The 25,788-nt window shown below is 67.7% G+C and carries 19 protein-coding genes; 11 read left to right on the plus strand and 8 right to left on the minus strand.

The genetic code is table 11. The features are described 5' to 3' along the window. Positions 1–231 precede the first annotated feature (231 nt). From WFK61_RS18485 to WFK61_RS18500, 4 genes are all read left to right on the plus strand, one after another. Positions 232–1,386 carry an amidohydrolase gene (locus WFK61_RS18485; RefSeq protein ID WP_336813553.1) on the plus strand — a complete coding sequence of 385 codons (1,155 nt, stop codon included), beginning with the start codon at positions 232–234 and terminating at the stop codon, positions 1,384–1,386. After that, positions 1,383–2,678, plus strand: a complete 1,296-nt coding sequence (locus WFK61_RS18490) for an MFS transporter (protein WP_336813554.1) — start codon at positions 1,383–1,385, stop codon at positions 2,676–2,678. Before WFK61_RS18485 ends, WFK61_RS18490 begins: the two co-directional genes overlap by 4 nt. Positions 2,679–2,691: 13 nt before the next feature. After that, a complete protein-coding gene (locus WFK61_RS18495; protein ID WP_336813555.1) occupies positions 2,692–3,117 on the plus strand; it encodes a MarR family winged helix-turn-helix transcriptional regulator in 426 nt (141 codons plus the stop codon). A gap of 86 nt (positions 3,118–3,203) precedes the next feature. Next, entirely contained in the window at positions 3,204–4,097 is an 894-nt protein-coding gene (locus WFK61_RS18500) for an alpha/beta fold hydrolase (protein ID WP_336813556.1), read from the plus strand. Positions 4,098–4,268: 171 nt separating this feature from the next. On the opposite strand, the gene WFK61_RS18505 is transcribed toward WFK61_RS18500, so the two are convergent. The 6 genes from WFK61_RS18505 to WFK61_RS18530 form a co-directional block, all read right to left on the minus strand. Next, positions 4,269–5,036, minus strand: a complete 768-nt coding sequence (locus WFK61_RS18505) for a hypothetical protein (RefSeq protein ID WP_336813557.1) — start codon at positions 5,034–5,036, stop codon at positions 4,269–4,271. Positions 5,037–5,045: 9 nt separating this feature from the next. After that, positions 5,046–7,349, minus strand: a complete 2,304-nt coding sequence (locus WFK61_RS18510; protein WP_336813558.1) for an OmpA family protein — start codon at positions 7,347–7,349, stop codon at positions 5,046–5,048. Between the two features lie 268 nt (positions 7,350–7,617). Further along, positions 7,618–9,096 (minus strand): porin, encoded by a 1,479-nt coding sequence (locus WFK61_RS18515; RefSeq protein ID WP_336813559.1) that lies wholly within the window; start codon positions 9,094–9,096, stop codon positions 7,618–7,620. Positions 9,097–9,502: 406 nt separating this feature from the next. Continuing rightward, positions 9,503–13,819: a translocation/assembly module TamB domain-containing protein gene (locus WFK61_RS18520; RefSeq protein ID WP_336813560.1), complete on the minus strand. Its 4,317-nt coding sequence runs from the start codon at positions 13,817–13,819 to the stop codon at positions 9,503–9,505. Then, the gene (locus tag WFK61_RS18525) at positions 13,819–15,831 is read right to left on the minus strand and encodes an autotransporter assembly complex protein TamA (RefSeq protein ID WP_336813561.1); all 2,013 of its coding nucleotides are present in this window, start codon (positions 15,829–15,831) and stop codon (positions 13,819–13,821) included. Before WFK61_RS18525 ends, WFK61_RS18520 begins: the two co-directional genes overlap by 1 nt. A gap of 105 nt (positions 15,832–15,936) precedes the next feature. Beyond that, positions 15,937–16,692, minus strand: a complete 756-nt coding sequence (locus WFK61_RS18530; protein WP_336813562.1) for a hypothetical protein — start codon at positions 16,690–16,692, stop codon at positions 15,937–15,939. Positions 16,693–16,839: 147 nt separating this feature from the next. Here WFK61_RS18530 and WFK61_RS18535 point away from each other — a divergent pair, with 147 nt between their 5' ends. Beyond that, entirely contained in the window at positions 16,840–17,352 is a 513-nt protein-coding gene (locus WFK61_RS18535) for a DUF4142 domain-containing protein (RefSeq protein ID WP_336813563.1), read from the plus strand. Positions 17,353–17,529: 177 nt separating this feature from the next. On the opposite strand, the gene WFK61_RS18540 is transcribed toward WFK61_RS18535, so the two are convergent. Continuing rightward, the gene (locus tag WFK61_RS18540; RefSeq protein WP_336813564.1) at positions 17,530–18,795 is read right to left on the minus strand and encodes an alkyl sulfatase dimerization domain-containing protein; all 1,266 of its coding nucleotides are present in this window, start codon (positions 18,793–18,795) and stop codon (positions 17,530–17,532) included. Between the two features lie 246 nt (positions 18,796–19,041). Between WFK61_RS18540 and WFK61_RS18545 the strand changes: the two genes are divergently transcribed. The 6 genes from WFK61_RS18545 (at position 19,042) to WFK61_RS18570 (ending at position 24,911) form a co-directional block, all read left to right on the plus strand. Further along, the gene (locus WFK61_RS18545) at positions 19,042–20,178 is read left to right on the plus strand and encodes an ABC transporter substrate-binding protein (protein ID WP_336813565.1); all 1,137 of its coding nucleotides are present in this window, start codon (positions 19,042–19,044) and stop codon (positions 20,176–20,178) included. Between the two features lie 163 nt (positions 20,179–20,341). Beyond that, positions 20,342–21,220: a branched-chain amino acid ABC transporter permease gene (locus WFK61_RS18550; RefSeq protein ID WP_336813566.1), complete on the plus strand. Its 879-nt coding sequence runs from the start codon at positions 20,342–20,344 to the stop codon at positions 21,218–21,220. Further along, positions 21,217–22,221: a branched-chain amino acid ABC transporter permease gene (locus tag WFK61_RS18555; RefSeq protein ID WP_336813567.1), complete on the plus strand. Its 1,005-nt coding sequence runs from the start codon at positions 21,217–21,219 to the stop codon at positions 22,219–22,221. The genes WFK61_RS18550 and WFK61_RS18555 overlap by 4 nt, the downstream gene beginning before the upstream one ends. Continuing rightward, the gene (locus tag WFK61_RS18560) at positions 22,218–22,961 is read left to right on the plus strand and encodes an ABC transporter ATP-binding protein (protein ID WP_336813568.1); all 744 of its coding nucleotides are present in this window, start codon (positions 22,218–22,220) and stop codon (positions 22,959–22,961) included. Before WFK61_RS18555 ends, WFK61_RS18560 begins: the two co-directional genes overlap by 4 nt. Before the next feature lie 11 nt (positions 22,962–22,972). Further along, the gene (locus WFK61_RS18565; RefSeq protein ID WP_336813569.1) at positions 22,973–23,710 is read left to right on the plus strand and encodes an ABC transporter ATP-binding protein; all 738 of its coding nucleotides are present in this window, start codon (positions 22,973–22,975) and stop codon (positions 23,708–23,710) included. A gap of 76 nt (positions 23,711–23,786) precedes the next feature. Further along, on the plus strand, positions 23,787–24,911 hold the full coding sequence (locus WFK61_RS18570) for a zinc-dependent alcohol dehydrogenase family protein (protein WP_336813570.1): 1,125 nt from the start codon (positions 23,787–23,789) through the stop codon (positions 24,909–24,911). Here the strand turns inward: WFK61_RS18570 and WFK61_RS18575 are convergent. Then, complete coding sequence (locus WFK61_RS18575) at positions 24,901–25,731, minus strand: MFS transporter (protein ID WP_336813571.1); 831 nt, start codon at positions 25,729–25,731, stop codon at positions 24,901–24,903. The genes WFK61_RS18570 and WFK61_RS18575 overlap by 11 nt on opposite strands. Between the last annotated feature and the right edge of the window lie 57 nt (positions 25,732–25,788).

Below are 25,788 nucleotides of genomic sequence, written 5' to 3' on the forward strand. Positions count from 1 at the left end.
AACTCAAACAGACAATTCCGGGGGGCGCCGCAGGCGCGAACCCGGAACCCACGACCGGGTGAACGGCCAACAACCGCGCATCGAGCGTCTCACCCAGTCGTGGGTTCCGGGTTCGCACCTCCGGTGCGCCGCGGAATGACAACTGCAATTGCCCCTCCAGCAACGATCTTCCCTGCCGATTGCAATATTTGAAATTTTCAATTACCTCTGCGGGGCAGCGGAGGAATTTCGATGCTGCAGGACATTGCCGATTTCGCGCCCACGCTTGAGGCTTGGCGCCGCGACCTTCACGCTCATCCCGAAATCGCCTTCCAGGAATTCCGAACCTCGGACTTCGTCGCGAAGACACTCGCCTCCTTCGGCATCGAGGTTCATCGCGGGCTTGGCGGCACCGGGCTCGTCGGCGTTATCAAGGGCGCCGCTGATGGGCCGACCATCGGCCTGCGCGCCGACATGGACGCGCTGCCGATGGAGGAGGATACCGGGCTCGACTACCGCTCCACCACCAAGGACAAGTTCCACGGCTGCGGCCATGACGGCCATACGGTGATGCTGCTGGCCGCGGCGCGCCATCTCGCCGCCAACCCGCCGAAGCGCGGCAAGGTCCACCTGATCTTCCAGCCGGCCGAAGAAATCGGCCAGGGCGCCGAGCGGATGATCGCGGACGGGCTGTTCGAGCGCTTTCCCTGCTCCGAGGTCTACGCGCTCCACACCATCCCGCTCTACGAGGAAGGCACCGCCGCCGTGCGCCCCGGCCCGACGCTGAGTGGCACGACCGTGTTCGAGATCACGATCAAGGGCAAGGGCGGCCATGGCGCGGCGCCCCATACGACCGACGACCCGCTGCAGGTGGCGGCGCGGCTCGCGACCGAAATCTCGTCGATGGTCGGCCGCCATGTCGACCCGATGCAGCCCGCCGTGATCAGCCTCGGCAAGCTCGTCGCCGGCACGGCCTCCAACATCATTCCCGACTCGGCCGAGCTCAGCGGCACGATCCGCACCTACAATCCCGAGACCGAGGCCCGCATCATCGACAAGCTCGATGCGGCCTGCCGCGGCCTGGCGCTGATGTCGGGCTGCACGATCACCTGCACGAAGAAGGCGAGCTGTCCGCCCTGTCTCAACGACCCGCGCGCCGCCGCGGCTGCGGCCGCAGCGGCTGGGCAGGTGCTCGGCGAAGCCAATGTGCAGACCGATCTGACGCCCCTGCCCTTCTCCGACGATTTCGCGCTGATGCTGCGGCAATGGCCGGGCGCCTACATCTTCCTCGGCCAGCCCGGCGCGATGTGCCACCACCCGACCTTCGATTTCGACGACCGCCTGCTGCCCATCGGCGCCAGCATCCTGTGCCGCCTCGTCGAGCGCCAGACCGGAGCCAACGCATGACCGCCGCCGCGATCCCGAGCGCCGAGCCGCGCTCCCCCTCGATGATCCGCCGCGCCGTCATCTCCTCGGTGATCGGCAACGGGCTCGAATGGTACGACTTCCTGGTCTACGGCTTCTTCGCCACCGTGATCGCGCAGGTCTTCTTCCCGACCTCCGATCCGCTGGTCTCGGCCCTGCTGACGGCGGCGACCTTCGCGATCTCCTTCCTCGTCCGCCCGGTCGGCGGCGTGCTGCTCTCGACCTATGCCGACCGCTTCGGCCGCAAGCCGATCCTGACGGTGATGATCCTGATCATGGGCTTCTCGACCGTGCTGATCGGCCTGACGCCGAGCTATGCGACGATCGGCATCCTCGCGCCCATTCTCATCATCATCGCCCGCATCCTGCAGGGCATCTCGGTCGGCGCCGAATTCGCCTCGGCCACCGCCATGCTGGTCGAATACGCCCCGCCCGGCCGCAAGATGATGTTCGGCAGCTTCCAGATGTGCTCGCAGGCGCTGGCACTCGCGCTCGCCGCCTTCTCCGGCTACGCGCTGGCGACGCTGCTGACGCCGGAAGCCCTGCAGGGCTGGGGCTGGCGCATTCCCTTCCTGCTGGGCTCGCTGATCACGCCGCTCGGCTTCTATATCCGCCGCTTCGTCGACGAATCCCCGGAATACGAGAAGGACACCAAGCAGAGCGCCGGCCAGACGCCGTTCCGCACCGTCCTGTCCGAGCATCGCAACGCGCTGCTGCGCTGCTTCGGCATCATGATCCCCGGCACGGCCTCGAACTATGTCTGGTTCATCTTCCTGCCTGGCTATGTCATCCGTCAGCTCAAGCTGCCCTTCACCAGCGCCATGCTGAGCTCGCTGATCGGCGGCATCCTGCTCTTCATCTTCGTGCCGCTCATGGGGCATCTCGCCGACCGCTGGAGCGCCTTCCGCATCTGGCTCCTGGGCATGCTGAGCTTCGCACTGCTCTCCTATCCGCTGCTGGCCTATGTCGTCACGGAGCCGAGCTTCGAGCGGCTGCTGATCGCGCAGGCGGTCTGCGCCTTGTCGATCGCCGCGATCTGGGCACCGACGCCCGGCCTGCTCGCCGGCATGTTCCCGACGCAGGTGCGCTCGACCGGCATGTCGATCGCCTACAATGTCGTGGTGCTGATGTTCGGCGGCCTCGCGCCCTTCACCCTGACCTGGCTGGTGGCGAAGACGGGCTCGGACATGGTTCCGTCCTATTACCTCCTCGCCTGCACGGCCATCTCGCTGCTCGCCCTGAGCCTGGCGAACCGGGCGCGGACGCAAGGCTGAGCAAGGGAGCAAGATGGCCCGCGACCCGTTCCTGACCTTCCGGCTCGACCAACTGAGCCAGACCGCGATGGCGAAGGCCTCACAGGCCTACAAGGAGCGGCTCGGGCTCAATATCCGCGAATTGCGGGTGCTGCGAGCCATCGGCGACCAGCCGGGACTCTCGTCGCGGACCTTGTCCGAGGCGACCTTCATCGAGCAGACGCTGGTCTCGAAGCATCTGCGCAAGCTGGTCGATGCCGGCCTCGTCCAGCGCGAGCTGGAAAGCGCCGATGCGCGGCGCGTCGCCCTGCACCTGACGGCTCAGGGCGAGGCCATCCGCGAGCAGGCCGACCAGCTGGGCGAGGAGATGGAGCGCGATTTCCTGTCGGTGCTGACGCCGGAGGAACTTGCCCAGTTCAACCACTGCCTCGCCAAGCTGCGCCGCTGGGGCACTTCCTGAATCAGGGGCCCTGCAAGCCGGCTTTCATGCCCGGCGCAGCCATGGTTAGGTGCGCTCCCGCCGCGCCCGCCTTTTCCGAGTCCGCCATGACGTCCGAATCCGGTTTCATCTCCCGCTTCGTCAGCGCCAGCGACGGACTGAAGCTGCATTATCGCGATTACGGTCCGCTCGCGGCGACGACGCTGCCGGTGATCTGCCTGCCCGGCTTCGCCCGCACCGCCGCCGACTTCCATGAAGTGGCGCTGGCGCTTGCCGGGGACGAGACCAGGCCGCGCCGCGTCCTGGCGCTCGACTATCGCGGCCGGGGCCTGTCCGAATACGACAAGAACTGGAAGAACTACGATATCCGCGTCGAGCTCGACGACCTCATCCAGGTGCTGGTCGCTGGTGGCATCGAGCAGGCGGTCTTCGTCGGCACCTCGCGCGGCGGCCTGCTGACCATGGCGCTGGGCGCCGCGCGGCCGGCCCTGATCCGCGGCGTCGTCTTCAACGATGTCGGCCCGGTGATCGACGCGCGCGGCCTGCTGCGCATCCGCGGCTATGTCGGCAAGCTGCCGGTGCCGCGCAGCTTCCAGGAAGGCGCTGAGATCCTGAAGCGGCTCTCGGACCAGCAATTCCCGATCCTCGGCGAGGCCGAGTGGGAGGTGATGGCGCGCCGGACCTGGACCGATCGCGACGGTGCGCTGAAGCCCGACTACGACGTCCGGCTGATGAAGGTGCTGGAGGAGCTCGATCTCGAGGCGCCGCTGCCGGTGCTCTGGCCCTATTTCGACGCGCTCAAGGCTGTGCCCATGCTGGCGATCCGCGGCGCCAATTCCGACCTTCTGGCGGAAAAGACGCTGGAGGAGATGGCGGAGCGCCATCCCGATTGCGAAACCCATACCGCGCCCGGACAGGGCCATGCCCCATTGCTCGGCAGCAAGGACATGATCCGGCGGATCGCCAAGCTGGTCGCCCGGGCCGAGCGCCGCGCCGGCTGATCCGGTTCAAAATCTGACTGGAATTCCCTCAGCCCTCATCCTGAGGAGCCGTTTCGTCAGAAATGGCGTCTCGAAGGATGTTCCAGGAGGCTGCGGAGGCATCTGGAACATCCTTCGAGACGGCCCTTCCGGGCCTCCTCAGGATGAGGGCTGGAGTTTCCTGTCAGCCGCTCAAGACTTCGAACGCTTCACCTCGGTCTTGTCCTCGACGATCTCGGCGACATTGCCTTGCCCCGCCGTGCCGTCGTTGCGCGAGGTTTCGACCTCGCCGGCCTTGGCCCGCCTGGCGAACTCCGTCTCGGTTCCTGCCGCCAGAAGCTTGGCCTGCCCGACCCAGTCCTCGCGCTCGATCCGGCCGGGAAAGGCGAGATAACCGCCAACCCACTCGACATTCTCCGCCGTCCAGCCGGCGATCTGCTCGAAATGCCAGATGCCGAGGCCGTGCAGGCGCCCCTCGTTCTGGCGGCCGATGCCCTTGATCAGCTTGAGGTCGTCCGGCGTGTCGTCGCGGGCCGTGACGAGCCCGGCCGGGCGCTGGCCGGGCAATTCCGCCTCGTTCTCGACCGGGGGCAGTTGCGCCTTGGTTTCCGCGGGCGGCGTCACCGGCGAAGACGTTGCTGCAACGGATGCCTGCGGCGCCTTCACGGCGTCGCTTCCGGCCTGCACGCTCCCGGGCTTGCGCAGCAGCGACGCGGCGACGCAACCGACCCAATAGGCCCCCGTGAACAGCAGCGCCGTCTCGACCCAGGTCGCGGCCATACCATTCAGGAACTGGAGCCAGGTCAGGGCAGCGCCAGCGCCCCAGAGCGCCGCGACCACGGTCCACGCACCGCTCCAGAGCCGCGCCTTGCCGCCGTCATGGCTGATCCAGCCCATAGCGAAGCCGAGACCGAAGGCGGCAAGCAGGAACCAGACGAACTGGCTGGCAAGATAGAGCATGTCAGCCTCCTATTTCGTCACGGTGAACTGCACGCGGCGGTTCATCGCCCGTGCTTCCGACGCTTCGTTCGGCACGAGCGGGCGGGTGCTGCCATAGCCCTTGACGGCGAGCTGACCGGGCTCGATGCCGCGCCGCGCCAACTCGTCGCGCACGCGCAGCGCGCGGCGCAACGACAGGTCCATATTGTCGAAGCCGCGCCTCTCGCCGTCGCGATTGGCATGCCCTTCGATCACGACCGGGGAGCCCGGGCATTTCTTGAGGATGGCGGCGGCCTCGCCGATTACGCGCTCGGTCGTGGCATCGAGATCGACCACCGAGGTTCCCTGGCCGAACAGGACAGTGTTGCGCTTGGTCAAACCGTCGAGATCGTTCTGGCAGCTCGCCGGCGGATCGACGACGCAGCCAGTCTGGCGCAGGCCCACGACCGCGTCGGCCTTGAAGCCTTGCGGCAGGCCGGTGGCGGCACTGGTTTCAACCTCGCTCTTGATCAGGTCGCGGCAGGTCAGGCCGCGCAGCGTCACCCGGTCGTCCACCACCGAAGCGGAGCCGAGATCGAGGCGCAGCAGATCGGCCAGGACGGCACGGGCCGCTTCCGCAAAGCCCGCTGGAGCACCCGGAACCAGCGTGGTCGTGTCTTCGAAACGATCCTTCAGCGGGGTTTCGCCGATCAAGACCCGCAGGGCTGCCTGTGTCGCCTGATCGGGAAGATATCCCGATATCCGCCCTCCCGTCCGATCAGCGGAGAGCGATAGCCCGTAAGGCCGCACGACGACGCTCTCCGGCAGGCTGGACAGCGCCAGCCCCGCCGGAGCATTTCGTGCGAGAAGCTCCTGCAAGGCAGCCAGACTCGCCGCATCCGCCGCCTCGCCGGCGATCGCGAAGGCCTTGTCGCGGAGCGTCACCGAGCCGGCCTTGAGCTTCGTCAGCGCATCGAGCGCAAAGGCGGCGGTCGCGCGCAGGTCGAGTTCGGACCGCAGCGCCGGCTCAACCGCCATGCGGTCCTCGACCGCCACACCGGCAAAGCGCGCGCGCGCGGCGGATAGAATATCGGCGCGCGTCGCCTCGTCGGGTAGCTTCCCGTTCAGCCGCAAGCCACCTTCGCCGCGAGCCGCACTCCATTCCAGCGGCACCGGTACCGCAGGGCGCTGAGCGACGACCGGAGAGTTTGCGGAGGGAGCGGGCGTCGGTACTTGCGGCGAGGCAGGGGCCGGCAGCACATCATGCAGAACCAGCCCCGGCACCTCCGGAATCGGAACGACGACAGGCACGGGCGGCGGCGCCGGAGGGCATTCGATCGCAGCCTGCGCGACCGAATCCGGACCGTCCAGCTGGGCGATCTGCAGGCGCAGGGCCTGGCATGCTTCGTAGGTCTCCGGCCCCTTCCCGGCGAGTGCATAACCGTCGCCGTTGAGCTCGGCCTTCCCCTGCCGCAGCCGGGACAGGTCGCCGAGGGCACGCACGACCTTCGTGAGGAAGGCCGAGGGCGCGCCGAGCGCAGGCTTCATCTCGTCGCGAAGGGCGGCACCGGCCCCGAAGGCCTGCCGCGCCGCCGCCAGAATCTGGCTGCGTGCATTCTGATCGGGATAGAAACCGCGCAGCACCGGCCCGGAGCCAGCCTCCTGCTCGGCGCTCCAGCGGTAGGGCGTCACGGTCGGCGGTTCGAGATCGCATTTGACGGCGCGATAGCCTGGCCGTTCGGCCTGCGTCATCGACGCTTCGAGCGACAGAAAGGCATCGGAATCGGCAGCTTTGCCCTCGATGCAGAAGCGCCCGTCATCGAGCGTGACCCGGCCGGTGGCCAGTTTCGGCAATTCGGCCAGCATCGCCACCGCCATGGCCGCGAAGCCTTCGGGCGCACCAAAGGCGACGGCCTGACGATCATCGATCCGAACGCCGGGCAAAGCCGCCGTAGCCACGGCCATGTTCGCGGCGGCGGTTTCGAGATCCGGCACGAAGCCGCCAAGCGTCACGCTGTCCGACTGACGGCTGGCGAACCAGGAATAGGGCTTCTGGGCGACGACCTGCGAGAGCCCGCCGAGCGTCCTGCGCACGCCGAACTCGCCATGCAGCCGCGCCATGGCCTTGCTCGCGCCATCGGAGGACAGGACTTCGCCGCCGATGGTGACGTCGCGGCCCTCGACCTGCGCCACGACCGGACGCGCGCCCGGCGTGGTACCGGCCACGGCAGCCACGGCTTGCTCGGCGCGCTGGCCGACATCGCGCTGGATGGCAGAGTCGAGCGCGAGATTTCCGGCTCCCCACAACAAGCCGAGTGGGATCAGCCCCCAAAGCCAACGCGCCGGCTGAGACATGTACAAGCCCCCTCCCCGTGCCGCCCCTTGGCAAGGCACGGTGTCCGCTGAGCAGGATCGCCCTTGTTATCTCAACGGCTTGTCGAGCGATCCGCAGATATCGATCCAACGAACGCCCGGCATCGAATCCCGGCGGGATCGCGACAGGAACGCTCAGGCCAAATCAGGCCGGGCAGCGGGTCTGCGTCAACCGCGAAGCGGGAACAACCCACATAAAAAAGAAGCCCCGGGTTTCCCCGGGGCTTCCTGACCAGAGATCGGAGACCGATCAGAAGTCGCGCTGGATGCGCAGACGGCCGGTCCAGGCGTCGTCCGACTTGATCGAACGGACCATGCTGTAGCCTGCGAGAGCCGCGTTGGCACCGCCGATACCCGCAACACCAGTGGCGGCTGCATTCAGAGCGCCGGTCTTGGCGTCCATGATGCGACGGCCGTACTCCACGCGCGAGTAGAGCACTTCGACACCGATATCGAGGCCGGCGACCGGCGACCACACCAGGTTGGCGCCGAGCAGCAGCTCCTTCGGGTTGAAGTTGCGCTGATCGCCGATACCGACCGTAGCGGCAACGTCGAAGTCGTTGGTCGAAAGCGCCGAGTACGAGGCCAGGAAGTCCGAACGGACAGACGGAGTCCAGTAGTGACGCAGAGCCGCGACGAGGTTGTAGCCCGTGGTCGACTTCAGGTTGCCCGCAGCGTTGCGGCCGAAGTTGACCGGCCCGTAGGCCGGCAGGCGGCCGTAGCCGATGCCAGCGGTGCCGTTCCAGCCGAGATACTCGATCGCGCCGTCGGCGTAACCAGCCTGCAGGAAGATGGCATCGCCAGCAGCGAGCATCGGCAGGTTGATCTTCACGCCACCCTGGATGGCCCAGCCCATGTCGTTCTTCTTGCGGCCAGTGCCGCTAACGCCGTTAACCACCGACCCGAGCGTATCAGCCGCGTTCAGGGTGGGGTCCTGACGGAGATAAGGCGAGCTATAGGTGCTACGGTCACCGATAGCGCCCGACAGCTGAGCCGAGCCCCAACCCTGATCGACGCGCAGCGACGCAACGACGTCAGGATAGGTCGTGCCCTGATAGGCAGTGCGATTACGCAGGCCAGTGGTGGGCTCGATGAACTGAGAGGTACCGCGACGGCCCGTGGTCTTCGGGTCTTCGAGCGAGATCGTGGCGCTGAAGCCGCCGCCGAAGGTGGCGGTGTAGGCGAGCACGTTGACCTGGCGGTCCGAGGTGCGCAGAACCTGGAAGCCGTAGTCGTTCGCGTAGAATGAGTAGAACGACTGAATCTTACCAGCGGTCAGCGGGCCGAGCTGGACGAAGGCGCTATCGAGAGCAGCGGCTTCATCGTTGGCACCGTTGACGCCGTTCATGCGGTTGGCGCCAGCATTCGTGCCGTTGTAGCGGTAGGAACCGGTGCTGGTCGTCAGGTCGTAACGCACGAAGGTGCGCAGGGTGCCGTAAGCGGTCTGGTTACGGGCGTCGATGTAGATACGGCCGCGAGCGCGGGTACCGAACGAGTCCTGACCAGCGCTCCAGCGCTCACCGAAGGTGTACTCGGCGCGGACACGACCACCAACGCGAAGGCAGGTGTCGGTGCCGGGGATGTAGAAGAAGCCGGCGCCAAAAGCGGAGCAGACACGAACGTATTCGACCGGAGCGGCCTTCCGCGAAGGAAGGTCGGCGGCCTGAGCCCCGGCGACCGCGGCGATGCCGGCGGCGGAACCGAGGAGGAGGCTCTTGACGAGCTTCATTTGGTAACCTCCAAAAGAGTTTCGAGACCCTCGGGCTTCAGCCTGCCCCCCGCCCCAAGCTTTCTAGCCTGATCGCAGAACCTGCCTGTTCCCGGTCTTTCGCCTGCGTCTTCGACCTATTTCGGAGGCGAAGGCGAAAAACAGCGACCGGGAACGTCCCGACGCATTCCCACCATACGAAAGCCGCCTCGCCGATCAACCTCGATCCACCTCTCGGACCTGTGAATGGGGTGCTTTGGAAACCGGTGTTGCAGGCGAGCCACGCTTTGACTGCCGAAATTCACCAAGCATTAACCGCAACGGCACCGCACAAGCGTTTTTTGCCTTGCGAAGGCGAGGAATCGCGCCGGGAAGAAGCGGAATCGCGCCGAATCTCGTCAGACAGCGATTCCCGCGGGAAACCGGCTCAGTATTCCCATTCCGCCCCGACACCGACCGCGGCGCTGCCGTCCGCTCCGGTCTCGGCCTGGAGCTTCAGGCGCTTGGTCACGTCGATGCCGACCGAGACGCCGCTATCCTCCGGCTTTGCGCCGACCTTCACCCCGACAGAGATATTGTCGCTGATATAGCGCGAGGCTCCGACGGTCGGCCCGCCCGCGCCCATCTGGATGTCGAGATTATCGACGCCCAGCGACCGGCGCAGCCGCTCGAAGGTGTCGTCGCCGCCACCACCGGCGAACTGCGCCGCCGCTTGAGCGAGCTGGAGCGCCTGGAAGGGCGAGAGCGAGCCCGAAGCACGGGCGAAGAGCAGCCGCGACAGCACTTCGTCGGGCGGTAGCTCGGGTTGCGAGGTGAACGCGAAGACCGGCTGGTCGGCCGGGCCGCTGATGATGATCCGGGCGGTAACGTCGCCGGCGCTGGTCTGGGCGATGAAGTCGAGCTCGGGAATCAGCCCGCCGGCGAAGGTCAGCCGGCCGCGGCTGAAATCGAGACGCTGGGTCAGCACGCTGAGCCGGCCGCGGCGCAGTTCGAAGCCACCGTCGAGCGCCGGCGCCGACGAGGTGCCGCCGACGCGAATCTCGCCGCCGAGCTCGGCATCGATGCCGCGACCGCGAATGAAGACCTTGTTGGGAGCGGAGACCGTCAAGGCGAGCGTCGCATCGAAGGCCGGGGCGGCACGGCCGCGGCCCCTGGCCTGCTGCGCCTTGCGCGCGGCAGCGAGGCGAGCGGCGGCGGCGCCCCGCGCGTTCACATGCTTGATGCCGTCCACCGGCCGAAGAGTCGACGGCAGGCGATCCGGCACCGAGACTTCGAGCGAAGCGATATCGATTCGGCCGCCGAGGCGCGGGCGCTGCGCCAACGGCCCAGTGATCTCGAGATTCAGCCCCGCCACGGCGGTCACCAACCCGCTGGAGACGAGCTGCGCGCGGTCGCCGCGAATGCGGATATTGCCGGGGAAGCCCGCGGCCGGATCGACCCTGACCTGCCCGCTCGCGGAGATCGTGCCGCCGTTCGGCGTCTGGGCGGAGGCGCGCTCGATCGTCAGGTTGTCGCCATTGGCGGCTATGCGCGCCTCGATGGCATTGAAGCGAATGCCTTGCAGGGCGTCGATGAAGCTGCCGCCCGTCAAGGTCGCGTTGCCGCTGAGGCGCGGAGCGGCGGCGGTTCCGCCGGCGCGCATGTCGAGGGCGACCGCGCCCGTGACGCGCTGGCCGCCGGCCGCCAGCATGGTGTTGGCCAGCGCGGCATCGACGCGCCCCTGAGCGGAGAGGTCGAGCGGGCCGGTGGCGTTGAGCGGCGCGGTGCCGCGCACCGTCAGGCTGGCCCCCTTGCCGGCGTTCACGGTGGCGGAGATGCCGGCGGCATCGCCCTTGAGCGTGCCCTCACCCTGGATCTCGACCGCCGGCAGGCCGGCCTGACGGGTCTCGGGCGTGACGAGCTGCGCGATCCTGAGCTTCCACGGGCCCGAGAGATCGCCGAGCCGGCCCTTGACCTGCGCCTCGGCATTCAGCGTGCCGCCGAGCTTGAGGCTGGGCACGGCGATGCTCGCGGCGGACAGCGGAACGTCGCGTGCGGCGAAGCGCAGGTCGAGCGTCTCGCCAGCGCGGCCGTCGAGCGTCACCCGCCCCTTGTCGATCAGCAGCGCGAGATTGGCGATTTCGACGCCGGAAGCCGGGAAGCTGAACGCGGCGGGATTGGCGAGCGTGATCGCGCGGCCATCGCGACGGGCGTCGAAGGAGGCGAGCTCCAGTTTCAAGGGCTCACCCGGAACGAGGCGGCCGGCGCCCTTCAACGCGAAGCCGCGGGCATTGGCGCTGAGCGTGAAGGCGCTGGCATCGGGCGCGCCTTTCGAATCGAAGCGGATGCCGCTGATCGCCTCACCGGCCGCGACGGCGCGATCGATCGCAATCGCCGCATCGAGCATCGGGCGGCCATGGATATCGCGAGCGTTGGCGCGGGCATCGAGCTTGTCGATGGTGAAGGACGGGCCGACCAGGCGCGAGCCGCGGGCGGTCAGGTCGATATCCTGGCGGCCTTCCGGCGCCGCGAGCACGATATCGGCATCGAGCTGTCCGCCGAGCCTGGTCAGCGCCAGCGCCGAGAGATCGTCGAGATTGCGGGCGGCGAGCGTGAGGCGGCCGGCCGCGCGGCTCGCCGTGTCGAGCGTCAGGCCGCCATTCAGGCGGACGGAGCCGAGGGCGAAATCGAGCGTCGAGAGGTTCCAGCTGTCGTCAGGCTGGCGCGCAAGGCGCAGCGAGCCGGTCGCCGGCTTGGAATCGACCTCGCCGGCCAGCGTGACGCTGGCATCGAGCGCGCCCTGCAGGTCCTTCGCGACGGCGTCGATGGTCAGGCGCGGGATCGGCCGGCTAAGCGCAGTCGCGTTGGCGACGGCGATGCGGGCCGCGGCGTCCAGCTTGTTCTGCGGGCCGGTGATCTGCGCGGTGACGTCGCCGCGACCGGAGAGGCGCGGATCGGCGCGCTTGAGGTCGGGCAGGCTGAGCGCGAGCTTCAGGTCCGATTGCTGCTGGCCGATCGCGCCATCCGCGGTGAAGGCCGCGTGCTGACCGGCGACGCGCAGGCCGGTCACCGTGTAGTCGCCGGCGAGCGCATTGACGCGCCCCGCGAGAGTGAGATTGCCGGCCAGCAGGCGGTCGAGGGCGGCATCGCCGGTCGCAAGGCGCTCGGCCTTGCCGGCGAGCGTCGCGGTGTAATTGTTGGCGCGCGGCGTCGCGTCGAGATCGGCGGTGATATCCGCCCTGCCCCCGAGCGGGCGCCCGGCGAGGCCGCTCAAGCGGGCGAGATCGGGCAGTACGGCCTTGAGCTGGCCGAGCATGCGCGCCTGGCCGAGCTTGCCCTTGTAGTCCAGCTCGACGCCGGAGAGAGCGAGGCGCAGCGTCTCGAAATCGGCGGTAGCGTCATCATTGCCGGTGCCGCGCAAGGTGAATGTGACCTTGTCGCCGACCGCGCGCGCCAGAGCCTTGTCGGCCAGAACGATCCCGCTGGCCTCACCGTCGGAGGTCAAGGTGATACGGGTGCCGGGTTCGCCGATCGTGCCGGTGGGCGTCGCATTGAAGGCGAGCGCGACCTTGCCGAATTGACCGGCCGGGAGCTTGGCCTCGCGGGCATCGAGCGTCGCCGCGATGGTCGGGCCAGCGACAGGGCCGCGGATCGTCGCATCGAAGGCGAGCTTGCCGATCTCGGTGCCGGAAGCGACCGTGCGGCCGTCCGCATTGGGGCGCGAGGCGGCCGTGACGCGCAGGTCCAGGGTCTTGTCCGCGTTATAGCGGCCGAGCACGTCGAGACGCGCCAATGCCGAGACCAGCGCGAGATTGCGGATATCGACGCCGCTATCGTCACGAAGGCCGATCGAGCCGTCCAGCCGGGTCGAGCCGGCGAAGACCGGGGCCACCGGCGCGGGCATCAGTCCTTCGATGCGGGCATCGAGCGCGAGGGCGAGCTGGCGCTCGGCTCCCGAGCGTGAAAGCGTCGCGGAGCCGTCGGCACCGATCGTCGGGCCGGCGGTGAAGACTAGGCTGGAGCGGAAGGCGTCGAGCGGGCCATCGCCGGTAAGGTCGAGCTTGACCGGCGGTTCGCCCGGCAGGCCGGCAACCTTCGAGATCAGGCCGCCCTCCGGCTCATCGAGCTTGGCTGCGAGCTGCAGGCGCGTGCTTTCCGGCACGAAGGACAGGGTGACGTTGAAGAGCCCGCCCATGTCGAGCCGCTTCGCCTCGAGCTTGAGGTCGAGCCCCTCGTTGGGCGGCCCCAACCGCGCGGCACCGCTGGCGCTCAGGCGGGCAGCGACGCCGAGAACGGGTTGGCCCAGCGCCAGTTCGTTGAGCTGGAGCGCCCTGATGATCACCTTGAGCGGCAATTCGGGCAGGATCGGCTCGTTGCTCGGGGGCGTCGCGCCGGCCGGCTGCGGCGCGGGCTTGCGCAGGATTTCGAGCTTGCCGATCTCCAGCCGGTCGACATCGAGGCGGCGCAGAAGCAGGGCGCTGCGCGTCCAGATCAGGCGGACGCGGTCGAGACGCAGCCAGGCGCCATCGCGATCCGAGAGCACGATGTCGCGGATCTCGACATCGGAGGAGAGCGCTCCATTGACCTGTCCGATCGAGACCTGGCTGGAATCGCTCGACAGCGCCTTGGAGATGAGATCGGCAATGACGCCGCGATCGGTCTGGGCGTTCTGGGCGAAGCCGCCGAAATGCGCCGAGAACAGGAAGCCCGCAGTCAGCAGCGAGGCGAAAAGCGCGAGGCGCGGAATGGTGAGGAGCCGGCGCATCAGAAGGCCTGCCCGATGCTGACATAGAGCGCGACCGGCTTGTCGCCCTTGCGCGGATTGAGCGGCGCGGCGACATCGACCCGGATCGGCCCGATGCCGGTATAATAGCGCAGGCCCAGGCCTGCGGCCATCTGCAGCTTCTGCTTGCCGTCCGGCAGGCTCGATTCGAAGGCCGTTCCGGCGTCGAAGAACGGCACGATGCCAATCGTGTCGGTGATCTTGATGCGGGCCTCGACCGAGGCCTCCAGCAGGCTGCGCCCGCCGGTGACGCGGCCGACCGGCCCCAGCGGCGAGAGGCTGCGATAGGCATAGCCGCGCACCGAGCCGCCGCCGCCGGCATAGAAGCGCCGCGTCGCCGGAATCTCGTCGAGGCTGGCCCCCGAGATCGAGCCGAAGCCGATGCGGCCGGCGAGCACGTAACGGGCATCCTCGTCGAGCGCGTAATAGGCGGAGACGCTCGCCTTGGTCTGGTAGATGCCGACCGTCGAACCGAGGAAGGTCGGGTAGGGCGTGAACGAGGCCGTCGCACGATAGCCGCGCGTCGGGTCGAGCAGGTTGTCGGTGGAATCGTATTTCACCGAGAGCGGAATGCCGACCAGCGTGTAGTCGACCTGCCCGAGCACATCACTGGTCTGGCCACGCTCGACCTCGATGCCGCCCTGAATCGAGAAGGTGTCGCTGAAGCGATGGCGGATGGCAGTCGTGACGTTACCGTAGCGGGCGGTGTAGCCGCCATAGCGGTTGAGGCCGACGCGCTCGCGCGTCGCGACGCCATCGAGCAGCCAGTCGTTGCGGCTGCCCCCCAGCGCCGGCTTCATGAAGCTGACGGCGAAGCGGCCGCCGAGATCGGATTCCTTGAAGTCGCCGAAGCGCTGGAGCTTGCTGCCGTCGATGCGTGGCGCGAAGAAGACGCTGGCCTCCAGCCGCAAGCGCTCGGCCCCGCCGAACAGGTTGCGGTGCTCCCAGTAGGTCTTCACCGCCGGGCCGTCGACGGTCGAATAGCGCGCGGAGAAGCCGAGCAGGCGCTTGGGCCGCTCGGTCACGTCGACGAAGATCGGCAGGTTGCCGGAGCGGTCGAGCTTATCGTCCTCGCGGATGCGGACGGAGCCGACGGCGGGGATCGTAGCAATCGATTTGCGGGTATCGGCGAGTGCCTTCGGCGAATAGGGATCGCCCGGCTCGAGATAGATGAAGGAGCGGACGACCTCGGGCGGGATCTCGTCGGTCTGCCCGATTGTGATGTCGCCGAAGCCGGCGAGCGGGCCGGGCGCAAGGACATAGGTTACGTCCATGATGCCGGCTGCATGGTCGACGACGGGCCGCAGCTCGACGATCCTGGCAAGCGGGCGCGACTGGGCGCGCATGTAATCGACCAGAGCCGCCTGCGCAGCCTTCAACGCCGCCGTAGTGGCTGCGTCGCCTTCCTTCAGCCTCGATACCTTCAGCGGATCGGCGATCGCCGGCGGACCTGACTCGTCGCGCTCTACGACATCGATCTTGCGCAGGCCGAAGACCTTGCCCGGCCGGGCCACGACCGTGATCGGCACGGCCTCACGGTTGCGATGCGCTTCCAGCGTCCGCACCAGCGTCGCGTTCGGCTCGGCCCCGATCCTGAGCGGCACGCCATCGACGACCAGCGAGACGTCGGCGTTGAAATAGCCCTGCGACCAGAGCGCATCCAGCATCGGGTTGAGATCGGTCGCCATCCGGCGCGACAGGGATTCGCCATCGGGCGGGGCGTCCTGACGCAGGCGATAAAGCAGGGACGCGTCCTGCAGCGAGCGCGTCAGCGCCTTGGCGTTATCGGCCTCGCCGAGATCGAATTCCAGCTTATAGGGCAAGGCGGACGGGCTCGGCGCCGGCGGCTCGTCCTTCTTGGTAAAAAGACCGAACACATCCAGCGACGACAGATCGAAAGCCCGGGCAGGTTCAGCCTGCAGGCTCAGCAGTGTGGCAAACGCACAGCCGCCGCTCAGCGCGACCGCATGCCCTGCCCTACGCCAGAACCGCATCCACCCTCCAAGCAACCCCCGCCACACTCGAAATCATGCCCAGGCCCGCCGCCATCATAGGCAGGCGACAGGCTCGTGCAATGCTCAAGGACTCGAACGTTCCTTCTAACGAAGGGTTAAGGTCACGGTGGCGAGCGGGGAAAGCCTCGTCACGATCTCGCCCTTTCCGGGCGAGAGCACGCCGCCGCAAAGGCTGCCGGTGGTGATGATCTGGCCGGCCTTCAGGCTGCCGAGATCGTCGTTCTGGCGGTTCGCCCAGGCAAGGAAGGGCGTCATCGGATCGCCGTTTCCGTGCACGGCGGGCTGATCGTAGATGGTCACGCCGTTGAGCGAGATGAAGCAGCCGAGACCGCTGAGATCGTCCAGCACGGCGATATCGAGCTCCGGCCCGATCAGATAGCCGCCATGGCCCATCGCATCGGCGAGCCAGAGCGGGAAAGCGACGTTGCCGGCCCAGTTGGCGAGACGGCTCTCGACGATCTCGATGCCGAGATAAGCCTTGTCACAGCAGGCGAGCAATTCAGCACGCGACCAGGGCTGACCCGGACGGAACGGCACGTCGCGGGCGAGCCGGAGCGCAATCTCGATCTCGATGCGCAATTCGGCGCCGATCGCGCCGTCATAGACCTCGCCGGGCGCCAGCCAGGGGCCGGGCATCAGGCCGGCGACCGCCGTGCCGTCCTCGGCGATGCCGACCTTCCAGCCGAGTTCGGGAAGACCCAGCGCCTTGCCCACCCCCGCCTGCGCCTTCAAGCCGTCGGACAGGGTCGCCGGCACCGGCAGGCTCGCGATCTCGGCCAGCGAACGCTCGCGGCGGGCCTTTACCAGCGCATCGCGCACGGTCTCGACAGTGGTCGGCATGGAATTTCCTCTGCATCCGGACGGGCAAGCGTACCCGCCCCTGCTATCGCAGCAGGACAGGTGGAACAAGGCGGCTGAACGCACCGGCGCCGGATTGCGGCGCATGGAACCTCGCCGCGGCTTCTCCGTTCCCCGAGCATGACCCAGATGCTTCATCATTCTCGGCGGGCGTTGCTGCGCGGCTTTGCCGGCCTCGTCCTGCTCGGCTCGGCAGCGCAGGCGCAAGCGCCGGTTCCAGCGCATGAATTCGTGCGCCAGACGGCGATCGCCCAGATGTTCGGGATCGAATCGGCGACGCTGGCCTTGCACAAGAGCAGCTCGCCCGCGATCAAGGACTTCGCGCATGCACTGACCAGCGAGCAAGGCGCGGCGACCAGCGGCCTGCGCCGCATCGTCGCCAAGCGCTCGGACATCGCCCTGCCCGACCGGCCGGACGGGCGCCGCCTCGACCTGCTGCGCGATCTCAACGACAAGCAGGGCGCGGCCTTCGACCGGGCCTATGTCGAAGCCCAGCGCAGCACGCATCACGAAGCCGCGTTGCTGATGGAGCGCTATGCCAGCGAGGGCGACGACGCCGAGCTGAAGCGCTTCGCCACGCAGTCGCTGCCGGTGTTCCGCGAGCTCGATCGCAAGTCGCAGGAGTTGCCGGTCGCGCCTTAGGGGGTAGCCACCTCTTCGCGAGGCCAAGACGATTGTCATTCCGGGGCGCACCGGAGGTGCGAACCCGGAACCCACGACTGGGTGAGACGCTCGATGCGCGGTTGTTGGCCGTTCACCCGGTCGTGGGTTCCGGGTTCTTCGCTGCGCGAAGCCCCGGAATGACAAAATGGGCCACCATCAGGCCTTCGAGCGCCCCTCGGCCTCGCGTTCGTAGACAGCGAGGAAGGCCTTGCCCATGAGCGAGGATTCGCCGTCGATCAGCTTGCGCAGCGTCGCCGCGCGGATCGCCTGAAGCGCGGGGTCGTCCGGCACGGCCGCGGCCGCCAGCTCCGCCAGCGCCACCGCGAGACGTCCCTGCCCCTGCCCCGCCAGAGCCTCGGCGCGCTCGGCCAGCTTGCGGGCACCGCCGGCGAGACTGGCCAATTCAGCCGCAAGTTCAGCCGTACGGGCGGGCTTCAGATGGGCCGCGTTGCCATCGAACCAGCCGGCATAGAAATGGTAGATGCCGCGGACGAGGAATTCAGGATCGTCGTATTTCGGCAGCAGATAAGGCTTGGCGAGATAGCTCGCGGGCACTCTGACCTTGCTGAGGACGTCTTCGAGCCCCGCGCCCGCATTCATCAGCGCGAGCGTCTCGCGGACGAGATGCTCCAGCGCCTCGGCGCCGTCGCTCAGCATCCGCGCCACCCGCTCCGCCCCGAAGACGACGGGGCCGTGGCCGGGTATCAGGATCTCCGGCTGGAGGTCTTGCATCCGCCGCAACGCCTGCGCCCATTCGGCCGCATAGCGCTGGACCTTGCGCGGGTTGCCGGCGTTGGGAAACACCCAGATCACGAAATCGCCGCTTGCCAGCACGCGCCGCTCCGGCAGCCAGATGAAGGTCGCGTCGTCGGTCTCGCCGCGGCCGTGGAAGAGTTCCAGCCGTTCCCCGCCGATCGTCAGCGACAGGGTGTCGTCATAGACCTCGTCCGGGCGGCGCTGGCCGATCGGGTAGACATAGCCGGGCATGTTGAACTGCTGACTCTGCACGAGGCTGTTGAAGCCGTGAGAGTCGACATAGCGCTGCATGCGCCGGGCGACATTGCGGTGGGCGACGATGCGCGGGCGCGGACACCCGCGCGCATCCGCCTCCTCGTCGATCACCTTGATGCCGCTGGTATGGTCGATATGGCCGTGGGTGAAGATCACGGTATGGATCGGGCCGTCGTCCCAGGAGCGGATGATTTCGAGCGTCTGTCTGGCGGTATCGGGCTTGGCGGTATCGATCAGGACGAGGCCTTCGCGCGTACGGATCGCCGTGACGCTGCCGCAGAAATAGGTCGTGTGGACGGTGATGATGTTGTCGTCCACCTGCGTGATCGCGCCGTGCGAGACCGACGCGGTCCACTCCTCCATCGCCGCGCTGCCCTCCCAGAGGCGCTCGAATAGCGGGTCCTGTGTCATGCGGCATCCTCCGGCGAAGTGCCCCTGTTTAGCACCATCGATCGCCCGCGACAGGCCGGTTCGGACGCCTGCTGACAGCAGGCGTCAGCGGCTCGGCCGGCATCATCCCCGGCAAAGCGAAAACCCCAGCCCCGCCAAGCCCCTTCGCCTCTGGACATCGCGGCCCAAAGCCCGGCAAGAAGCGTGCGGGCGCCGCGGCTACCAAGACCGCGCGTGTGAACAAGAAACGTCCGGAGGAGTCAGGGAATGAAATCGCTTTGGGTCATGGCCGCCGCGCTCGGCGCCGCGCTCAGCCTGCCCGCGCAGGCGCAGGACAAGATCAAGCTGGTCGACGTCATCGAATTGTCGGGTGCGGGCGCCGCCGCCGGCACCAACTGGAAGAACGGCGCCGACATGGCCGCCGCCGACATCAACGCGAAGGGCGGCATCCTCGGCAAACAGGTCGAGATCGTCCATTACGACACGCAGACCAATCCGGGTAACACCCGCGCCGCCCTGCAGCGCGGCATCGACGAGGGCGCCTATGCCATCCTCGGGCCGATCTTCTCCGGCCCGATCGGCGCCTCCATGCAGATCTCGCAGCGCGCCGAAGTCGCCCAGATCGTCGGTGGCGAGGCGGCCGGCTTCACCAAGCAGGGCAACCCCTACATCTTCCGGACCTCGCTGAGCCAGACGGCGGCGATGCCGAAGATCGCCAAATACCTGAAGGACACCGTCAAGGCCGGCTCGATCGCCGTGGTCTGGGTCAATAACGACTTCGGCAAGGGCGGCCGCGACGCCATCCTGCCCGAGCTCGAGAAGGCCGGCATCAAGGTGGCCGTCGATGTCTCGACCGAGCAGGGTCAGGCCGATTTCACCGCCGATGCGATCAAGGTGAAGAACGCCAATGCCGATGCCGTCTTCGTCTATCTGAACGAGGAGGAGAGCGCCCGCTTCCTGCGCGCCGCCAAGCAACAGGGCATCGCCAAGCCGATGATCGGCGAGACGACCCTGCTCGGCGCCCGCGTGCTGGAACTGGCCGGCGACGCCGCCAACGGCGCGAAGGGCCATGTCGGCCTCTCGACCGACGCGCCGATCCCGGCCCTGCAGGAATTCGGCAAGCGCTACCGCGAGAAATACGGCTTCGCCTCCGACCATAACGGCGTGAAGGGCTATATGGCCGTCTTCATGGTGAAATGGGCGACCGAGAAGCAGAAGAAGCTCGACAAGAAGGGCCTCGCCGACACGCTGCGCGGCGCGACCATCAAGGCGAGCGAGGAGCCCGGCATCATGATCGACACCGTGATCGAGCAGAACGGCGACCTCGACCGCGAGAGCTTCCTGGCCGAAGTCGTCAACGGCAAGCAGGTGATCAACACCACCCTGCCGCGGATCAAGCCGTAAGCAGCCTGTCCGTACTCGACGTCATCCCGGGCGAGCAGCGCTCGACCCGGGATCCATCGAAAGGCGCCGCGTTCTACGATGGATCCCGGAGCTCCGCTTCGCTGCGTCCGGGATGACGTGCGCTGATTGAACACGAAACGCTCTCCAACCGAGCGCATATCGCATGGCCGAATTCATCGCCTATCTCATCGCCGGCATCGCCACGGGCTCGATCTATGCGCTCGCCGCGATCGGCTTCACGCTGGTCTGGCAGACATCGCAGACGATCAACTTCGCCCAGGGCGAATTCGTCATGCTGCCGGCCGTGCTGATCCTGCTCGCGGTCAAGCTGTTCGGCCTGCCGCTCTGGGCCGGCGGCCTGCTCGGCATCGCGGCCTTCCTGCTGATCTTCGGCGCCGGCTTCAAGCTCGTGGTCGTCGATCCGATGATCAAGCATGGCGTGCTGCCGCTCGCTATCGCGACCATGGCGCTCTCGATCGTGATGAAGGAAGGCGCCAAGGACGGCTTCTCGGCGGAGGCGCAGAGCTTCCCCTCGCTGGTGCCGACCGACATGGTCAATCTGCTCGGCGCGTCGATCTCGCTGCAGCATCTCGCGATCATCGTCGTCGCCTTCGCCGCGATCGGCCTGCTGCAATGGTTCGTCGGCGGCACGCGGCTCGGCCGGCAGATGCAGGCGACGGCGCAGAACCCGACCGTCGCGCGCATCCTCGGCATCCCCGTCGAGCGGATGGTGCTGCTGACCTTCCTGCTCAACGCCGCTCTCGCGGTCGTCGCCTCGCTTTTGATCTCGCCGATCTATCTGGCGAAATTCTCGAATGGCGAGACCATCGGGCTCTTCGCCTTCATCGCCGCCATCGTCGGCGGCTTCAACCAGGTGCGCGGCGCACTGGTCGGCGGCATCCTGATCGGCGTCGCGGATTCGCTCGCCGCCGCCTACATCTCGACCCAGTACCGGCTGGCCGTGCCGCTGGTGCTGCTCGTCGCCATCATCCTGATCAAGCCGGAAGGGCTGATGGGCCGCAAGGAGGAGCGCCGCGTATGAGCGCCTCCGCCGTCCAGAATTCCGCGGCGCCGCGCCGCGCCACGGGCCGCATCGATGCGGCGTTGATCGGGCTCATCCTCGGCGCCGTCGTCCTCTGGTTCGCGCCGGTCGGGATGGGCCGCTACGGCACTTATGTGCTCTCGCTCTGGCTCGTCATGAGCATCGGGGTGATGGGGCTCAACCTGACGCTCGGCTATGCCGGCCAGACCTCATTGGCGCAGGCCGCCTTCATGGGGCTCGGCGCCTACACCACCGCGATCCTGACCACGAAATACGGGGTGAATTGGTATGCCGCCTTCGCCTTGTCGGGCCTGCTGACCTTCGCGGTCGGCCTGCTGCTCGGCTTCCCGGCCTTGCGTGTCCGCACGCATTACCTCGCCTTCGTGACGCTCGCCTTCTCGACGCTGATCTGGCTCGTTCTGCGCAACGAGCAGTGGCTGACCGGCGGCGTTTTCGGCATCTCCAACATCAACCGGCCTGATTTCTTCGGCATCAAGCTGTTCGGCGCGCTGGAATTCCACCGCTTCGTCGTCCTGGTCACGCTGATCCTGTCGCTCAAGCTGTGGTGGCTGATCCGCTCGCCCTGGGGCCGCGCTTTCACGGCGCTGCGCGAGAATCCGGTCAGGGCCGCGAGCCTCGGCATCGATACCCGCGCTTACACGCTGCTCGCCTTCGCCATCGGCTCGGCCTATGGCGGCTTCGCGGGCGCGCTCTATGCGCCGCTGGTCGAGTTCATCGACCCCTCGCCCTTCTCGTTGTCGCAGAGCCTGTTCCTGCTGCTGATGGTGGTCGCGGGCGGGGCCGGCTATCTCTTCGGCCCCTTCGTCGGCGCACTGCTCGGCGTGGTGCTGCCGGAATGGCTGCGCTTCGCCGGCTCGCTCTACCTGATCCTCTTCGCTGCGATCGTCCTGGCCCTGCTGGTCATCTGCCCGCAGGGCGTCAGCGGCCTGATCGAACGCAGCTGGAATGCGCTCCGGCGCAAGACCGGAGGCGCGCGATGAGCCCGGTCCTCGAAGTCCACGACCTGCACAAGGCCTTCGGCGGCATCAAGGCCGTGAACGGGGTTTCCTTCTCGGTCAACGAAGGCGAGATCCTCGGCATCATCGGGCCGAATGGCTGCGGCAAGTCGACCCTGTTCAACTGCATCCTCGGCCAGCTCGAACCGACGCAAGGCGCGGTGAAGCTCGATGGCCGCGATGTCACCAACATGCGCCCGTCCGCGCTCAACCGGCTCGGCGTCAGCCGCACCTTCCAGCTGCTGCAGGTCTTCCCGGAACTCTCGGTGCGCGAGAACCTGATCCTCGCCGGGCAGGAGCATCAGGGCTCGATGCTCGGCCGCCTGTTCGGCGCGCGCGACGCCGGGCTGTCGGAGAAGGCCGAGCAGATGATCGGCTTCTTCAAGCTCGGCCATCTCGCGGACGCCAAGGCCGGCGGTTTGTCCTATGGCCAGCAGAAGCTGCTCGACGCGGCAATGGCCTTCATGGCGGGACCGCGCCTCGTGCTGCTCGACGAGCCCGCCGGCGGCGTCAACCTGACCATGCTCGGCGACCTCAAGGAGCGCCTGCGTGCGATCAATGCCGAACAGGGCGCGACCTTCGTCGTGATCGAGCACAACATGGATTTCGTGATGTCGCTCTGCACACGCGTGATCGTGCTGGCCGAGGGCAAGGTGCTTGCCGAAGGCACTCCGACCGAGGTCCGCGCCAATCCGGCCGTGATCGAAGCCTATCTGGGGCACTGAGGAGCATGGTGATGACCACCCCCATCCTCGAACTCGACGGCGTGGTCGGCGGCTATGGCGCCATGACCATCCTGAATGGCACCTCGTTTGCCGTGAAGCGCGGCGCGATCACCACCGTGATCGGGCCGAACGGCGCCGGCAAATCGACCGTGTTCAAGGCGATCTTCGGCCTGCTCAAGCTGCGCGAAGGCCACATCCGCTGCGACGGGCGAGACATTACCGGCTGGAGCCAGCGCAAGCTGCTCGAAGCCGGCATCTGCTACGTGCCGCAGGGGCGCAACATCTTCCCCGAGCTTTCGGTGCGCCACAATATCGAGCTCGGCACGGTCGCCGCCGGCTCGGGCATCACCGACATGCCGCAACGGCTGGAAGCGGCGCTCGACCGCTTCCCGGCGCTGCGTCGCAAGGCCGACCAGCAGGCCTCGACACTCTCCGGCGGCGAGCAGAAGCAGCTCGAGATCGTGCGCGGCCTGCTGCTCGACCCCAAGCTCGTGCTGATCGACGAGCCCTCGATCGGCCTCTCGCCCCTGATGGTGCAGGAGACCTTCGGCATCCTCAGGGATCTTCGCGCCAAAGGCGTCTCGATCCTGATGGTCGAGCAGAATGCCCGCTCGGCGCTGGAGATTTCCGACGAAGGGCTGGTGCTCGAACTTGGCCGCACCCGCATGCAGGGGCCGGCGGCGGATATCCTCGCCGATCCGCGCATCGGCCAGCTCTTCCTCGGCGGCACGCTGACCGACGCGGCCTGACGGCGCAGCGTCAGGCTTTGACAGCGGCGCCCTCTCCTGTCGGGATGGCGGCGGATACCGAGACCGGAGCCCACCTATGAAGATTCGCGCCGCCGTCCTGAACGCCAGCCCGGTTGCGGCACCCTATGCGCAGAGCCGCCCGCTACGGATCGAAGAGCTCGACCTCGCTCCGCCCGGTCGCGACGAGGTGCTCGTCCGTGTCCGCGCCGCGGGCCTGTGCCATTCCGACCTCTCGGTGATCGACGGCAATCGTCTTCGCCCGGTGCCGATGGTGCTCGGCCATGAAGCGGCCGGCGAGGTTGTCGAGACCGGCGAAGGCGTCGACGATCTCAAGCCCGGCGATCGCGTCGTGATGGTGTTCGTGCCGTCCTGCGGGCATTGCGCGCCCTGCGCCGAAGGGCGCCCTGCCCTGTGCGAGCCCGGCAACGCCGCCAATGGGCGGGGCGAGATGCTCAACGGCGGGCGGCGGCTCTCGACGCATGGCCAGCCGGTACATCACCATATCGGCGTCTCGGCCTTCGCCGAGCATGCGGTGATCTCGCGCCGCTCGCTGGTCAAGATCGAGGCCGATATCCCGCACGAGATTGCGGCGCTCTTCGGCTGCGCCGTGCTGACCGGCGTCGGCGCCGCCGTTAACACGGCGCGGATCAAGGCCGGCGAGACGGTGGCCGTCGTCGGGCTCGGCGGCGTCGGGCTCTCGGCCCTGCTCGGCGCGATCGCCTGCGGCGCCTCACGGGTGATCGCGGTCGATCTCGCGCAGGACAAGCTCGACCTCGCGCTGGCACTCGGCGCGACCGATGCCTTCAAGGCCGATACGCCGGACGTGATCGAAGCGATCCGGCTGGCGACCAACGGCGGTGTCGATCACGGACTGGAGATGGCCGGCTCGGTCAAGGCGCTCGATCTCGCCTACCAGATCACACGGCGCGGCGGCACGACGACGACCGCCGGCCTCGCCAACCCCGCCCACACGCTGTCGCTCTCGCCGGTCAGGCTGGTCGCCGAGGAGCGGACGCTGAAGGGGTCCTATGTCGGCTCCTGCGTGCCCTCGCGCGACATCCCGCGCTTCATCGAGCTCTACCAGCGCGGACGATTGGCGGTGGACAAGCTCTGGACCAGCTCGGGCAGCCTCGACGAGATCAACGAGGGTTTCGACGCCTTGCACGAAGGCCGCACGATCCGCCACATCGTCAGGATGTGACGCGCGGCGCATTACTCGGGCGGGCAAGGCTCGCCGAGAACGCGGCCAGCAGCATCAGCCCCGCTGCGGCGATCGGCAGGATGGCGAATTCGGTCGCCGTGTAGAGCGCGCCGAACGAGGCCGTTCCGACGAAGAGCGCGAGATAGGTCACGCCGCTGTTGAGCCCCATCACGGCGCCGCGGCGAGCGGGATCGAGCGCGCCTAGGCGCATGATCAGCACGTTCAGCCCGAAATGATTGGCGAGGCCCCAGAAGAACACCGCCGCCAGCATCAACACATAGCTGCCGCTGGCCACACCCATGCCGAGATAGACGCAGGCCACCGCCAGGAACATCGCCGGCAGGAAGCGCCCGGCATCGAAGCGGTCGATCAGGCCATCGAGGAAGGCGGCTGCGCCGAAACCGAGGCCATAGGTCAAGGCAAGCAGGCCGTTGGCGCTGAGCGGGAGACCGAGCACGCGATGCAGGTGGTCGCCGATATAGGCGTAGACGCCATAGAACGAGGCCATGAATCCGGCGCAGGCGATCAGCAGCGGCACGACGCCGGGCACGCGCAACGCAGCCAGTGGCGATGAGGTCGTGGCCGCAACCGGCGTGCCTTGGAGCTTCATCGCCTGCGCGACCAGAAGCGCGAGTGCACTGGCCGCAGCGGCAAAGCCATAGACGAAGCGCCAGCCGATGCTGTCGGCCAGCACCGCCGAGAGCGAGACGCCCGCGACCATGCTCAGCGTCCAGCCCGATAGCACGATGCCGATCGTGTCGCTCTCGCGCCCAGCCGGGGCGACCGCGGCGGCGAGCGTATAGATCGAGGGCAGTGCCACGCCGGGTGCCTGGTCGACCGCCGCCCTGATCTCGGCCTTCGGCAGCTATGCCATCCT

Source organism: Allobosea sp. MMO-172 (assembly GCF_037147855.1).
Taxonomy (GTDB): Bacteria; Pseudomonadota; Alphaproteobacteria; order Rhizobiales; family Beijerinckiaceae; genus Allobosea.

Bases quoted from the DNA above. Each gene is read 5' to 3' on its own strand.
- WFK61_RS18485 (WP_336813553.1), top strand. From the start codon at position 232: ATGCTGCAGGACATTGCCGATTTCGCGCCCACGCTTGAGGCTTGGCGC.
- WFK61_RS18490 (WP_336813554.1), top strand. From the start codon at position 1,383: ATGACCGCCGCCGCGATCCCGAGCGCCGAGCCGCGCTCCCCCTCGATG.
- WFK61_RS18495 (WP_336813555.1), top strand. From the start codon at position 2,692: ATGGCCCGCGACCCGTTCCTGACCTTCCGGCTCGACCAACTGAGCCAG.
- WFK61_RS18500 (WP_336813556.1), top strand. From the start codon at position 3,204: ATGACGTCCGAATCCGGTTTCATCTCCCGCTTCGTCAGCGCCAGCGAC.
- WFK61_RS18505 (WP_336813557.1), bottom strand. From the start codon at position 5,036: ATGCTCTATCTTGCCAGCCAGTTCGTCTGGTTCCTGCTTGCCGCCTTC.
- WFK61_RS18510 (WP_336813558.1), bottom strand. From the start codon at position 7,349: ATGTCTCAGCCGGCGCGTTGGCTTTGGGGGCTGATCCCACTCGGCTTG.
- WFK61_RS18515 (WP_336813559.1), bottom strand. From the start codon at position 9,096: ATGAAGCTCGTCAAGAGCCTCCTCCTCGGTTCCGCCGCCGGCATCGCC.
- WFK61_RS18520 (WP_336813560.1), bottom strand. From the start codon at position 13,819: ATGCGCCGGCTCCTCACCATTCCGCGCCTCGCGCTTTTCGCCTCGCTG.
- WFK61_RS18525 (WP_336813561.1), bottom strand. From the start codon at position 15,831: ATGCGGTTCTGGCGTAGGGCAGGGCATGCGGTCGCGCTGAGCGGCGGC.
- WFK61_RS18530 (WP_336813562.1), bottom strand. From the start codon at position 16,692: ATGCCGACCACTGTCGAGACCGTGCGCGATGCGCTGGTAAAGGCCCGC.
- WFK61_RS18535 (WP_336813563.1), top strand. From the start codon at position 16,840: ATGCTTCATCATTCTCGGCGGGCGTTGCTGCGCGGCTTTGCCGGCCTC.
- WFK61_RS18540 (WP_336813564.1), bottom strand. From the start codon at position 18,795: ATGACACAGGACCCGCTATTCGAGCGCCTCTGGGAGGGCAGCGCGGCG.
- WFK61_RS18545 (WP_336813565.1), top strand. From the start codon at position 19,042: ATGAAATCGCTTTGGGTCATGGCCGCCGCGCTCGGCGCCGCGCTCAGC.
- WFK61_RS18550 (WP_336813566.1), top strand. From the start codon at position 20,342: ATGGCCGAATTCATCGCCTATCTCATCGCCGGCATCGCCACGGGCTCG.
- WFK61_RS18555 (WP_336813567.1), top strand. From the start codon at position 21,217: ATGAGCGCCTCCGCCGTCCAGAATTCCGCGGCGCCGCGCCGCGCCACG.
- WFK61_RS18560 (WP_336813568.1), top strand. From the start codon at position 22,218: ATGAGCCCGGTCCTCGAAGTCCACGACCTGCACAAGGCCTTCGGCGGC.
- WFK61_RS18565 (WP_336813569.1), top strand. From the start codon at position 22,973: ATGACCACCCCCATCCTCGAACTCGACGGCGTGGTCGGCGGCTATGGC.
- WFK61_RS18570 (WP_336813570.1), top strand. From the start codon at position 23,787: ATGAAGATTCGCGCCGCCGTCCTGAACGCCAGCCCGGTTGCGGCACCC.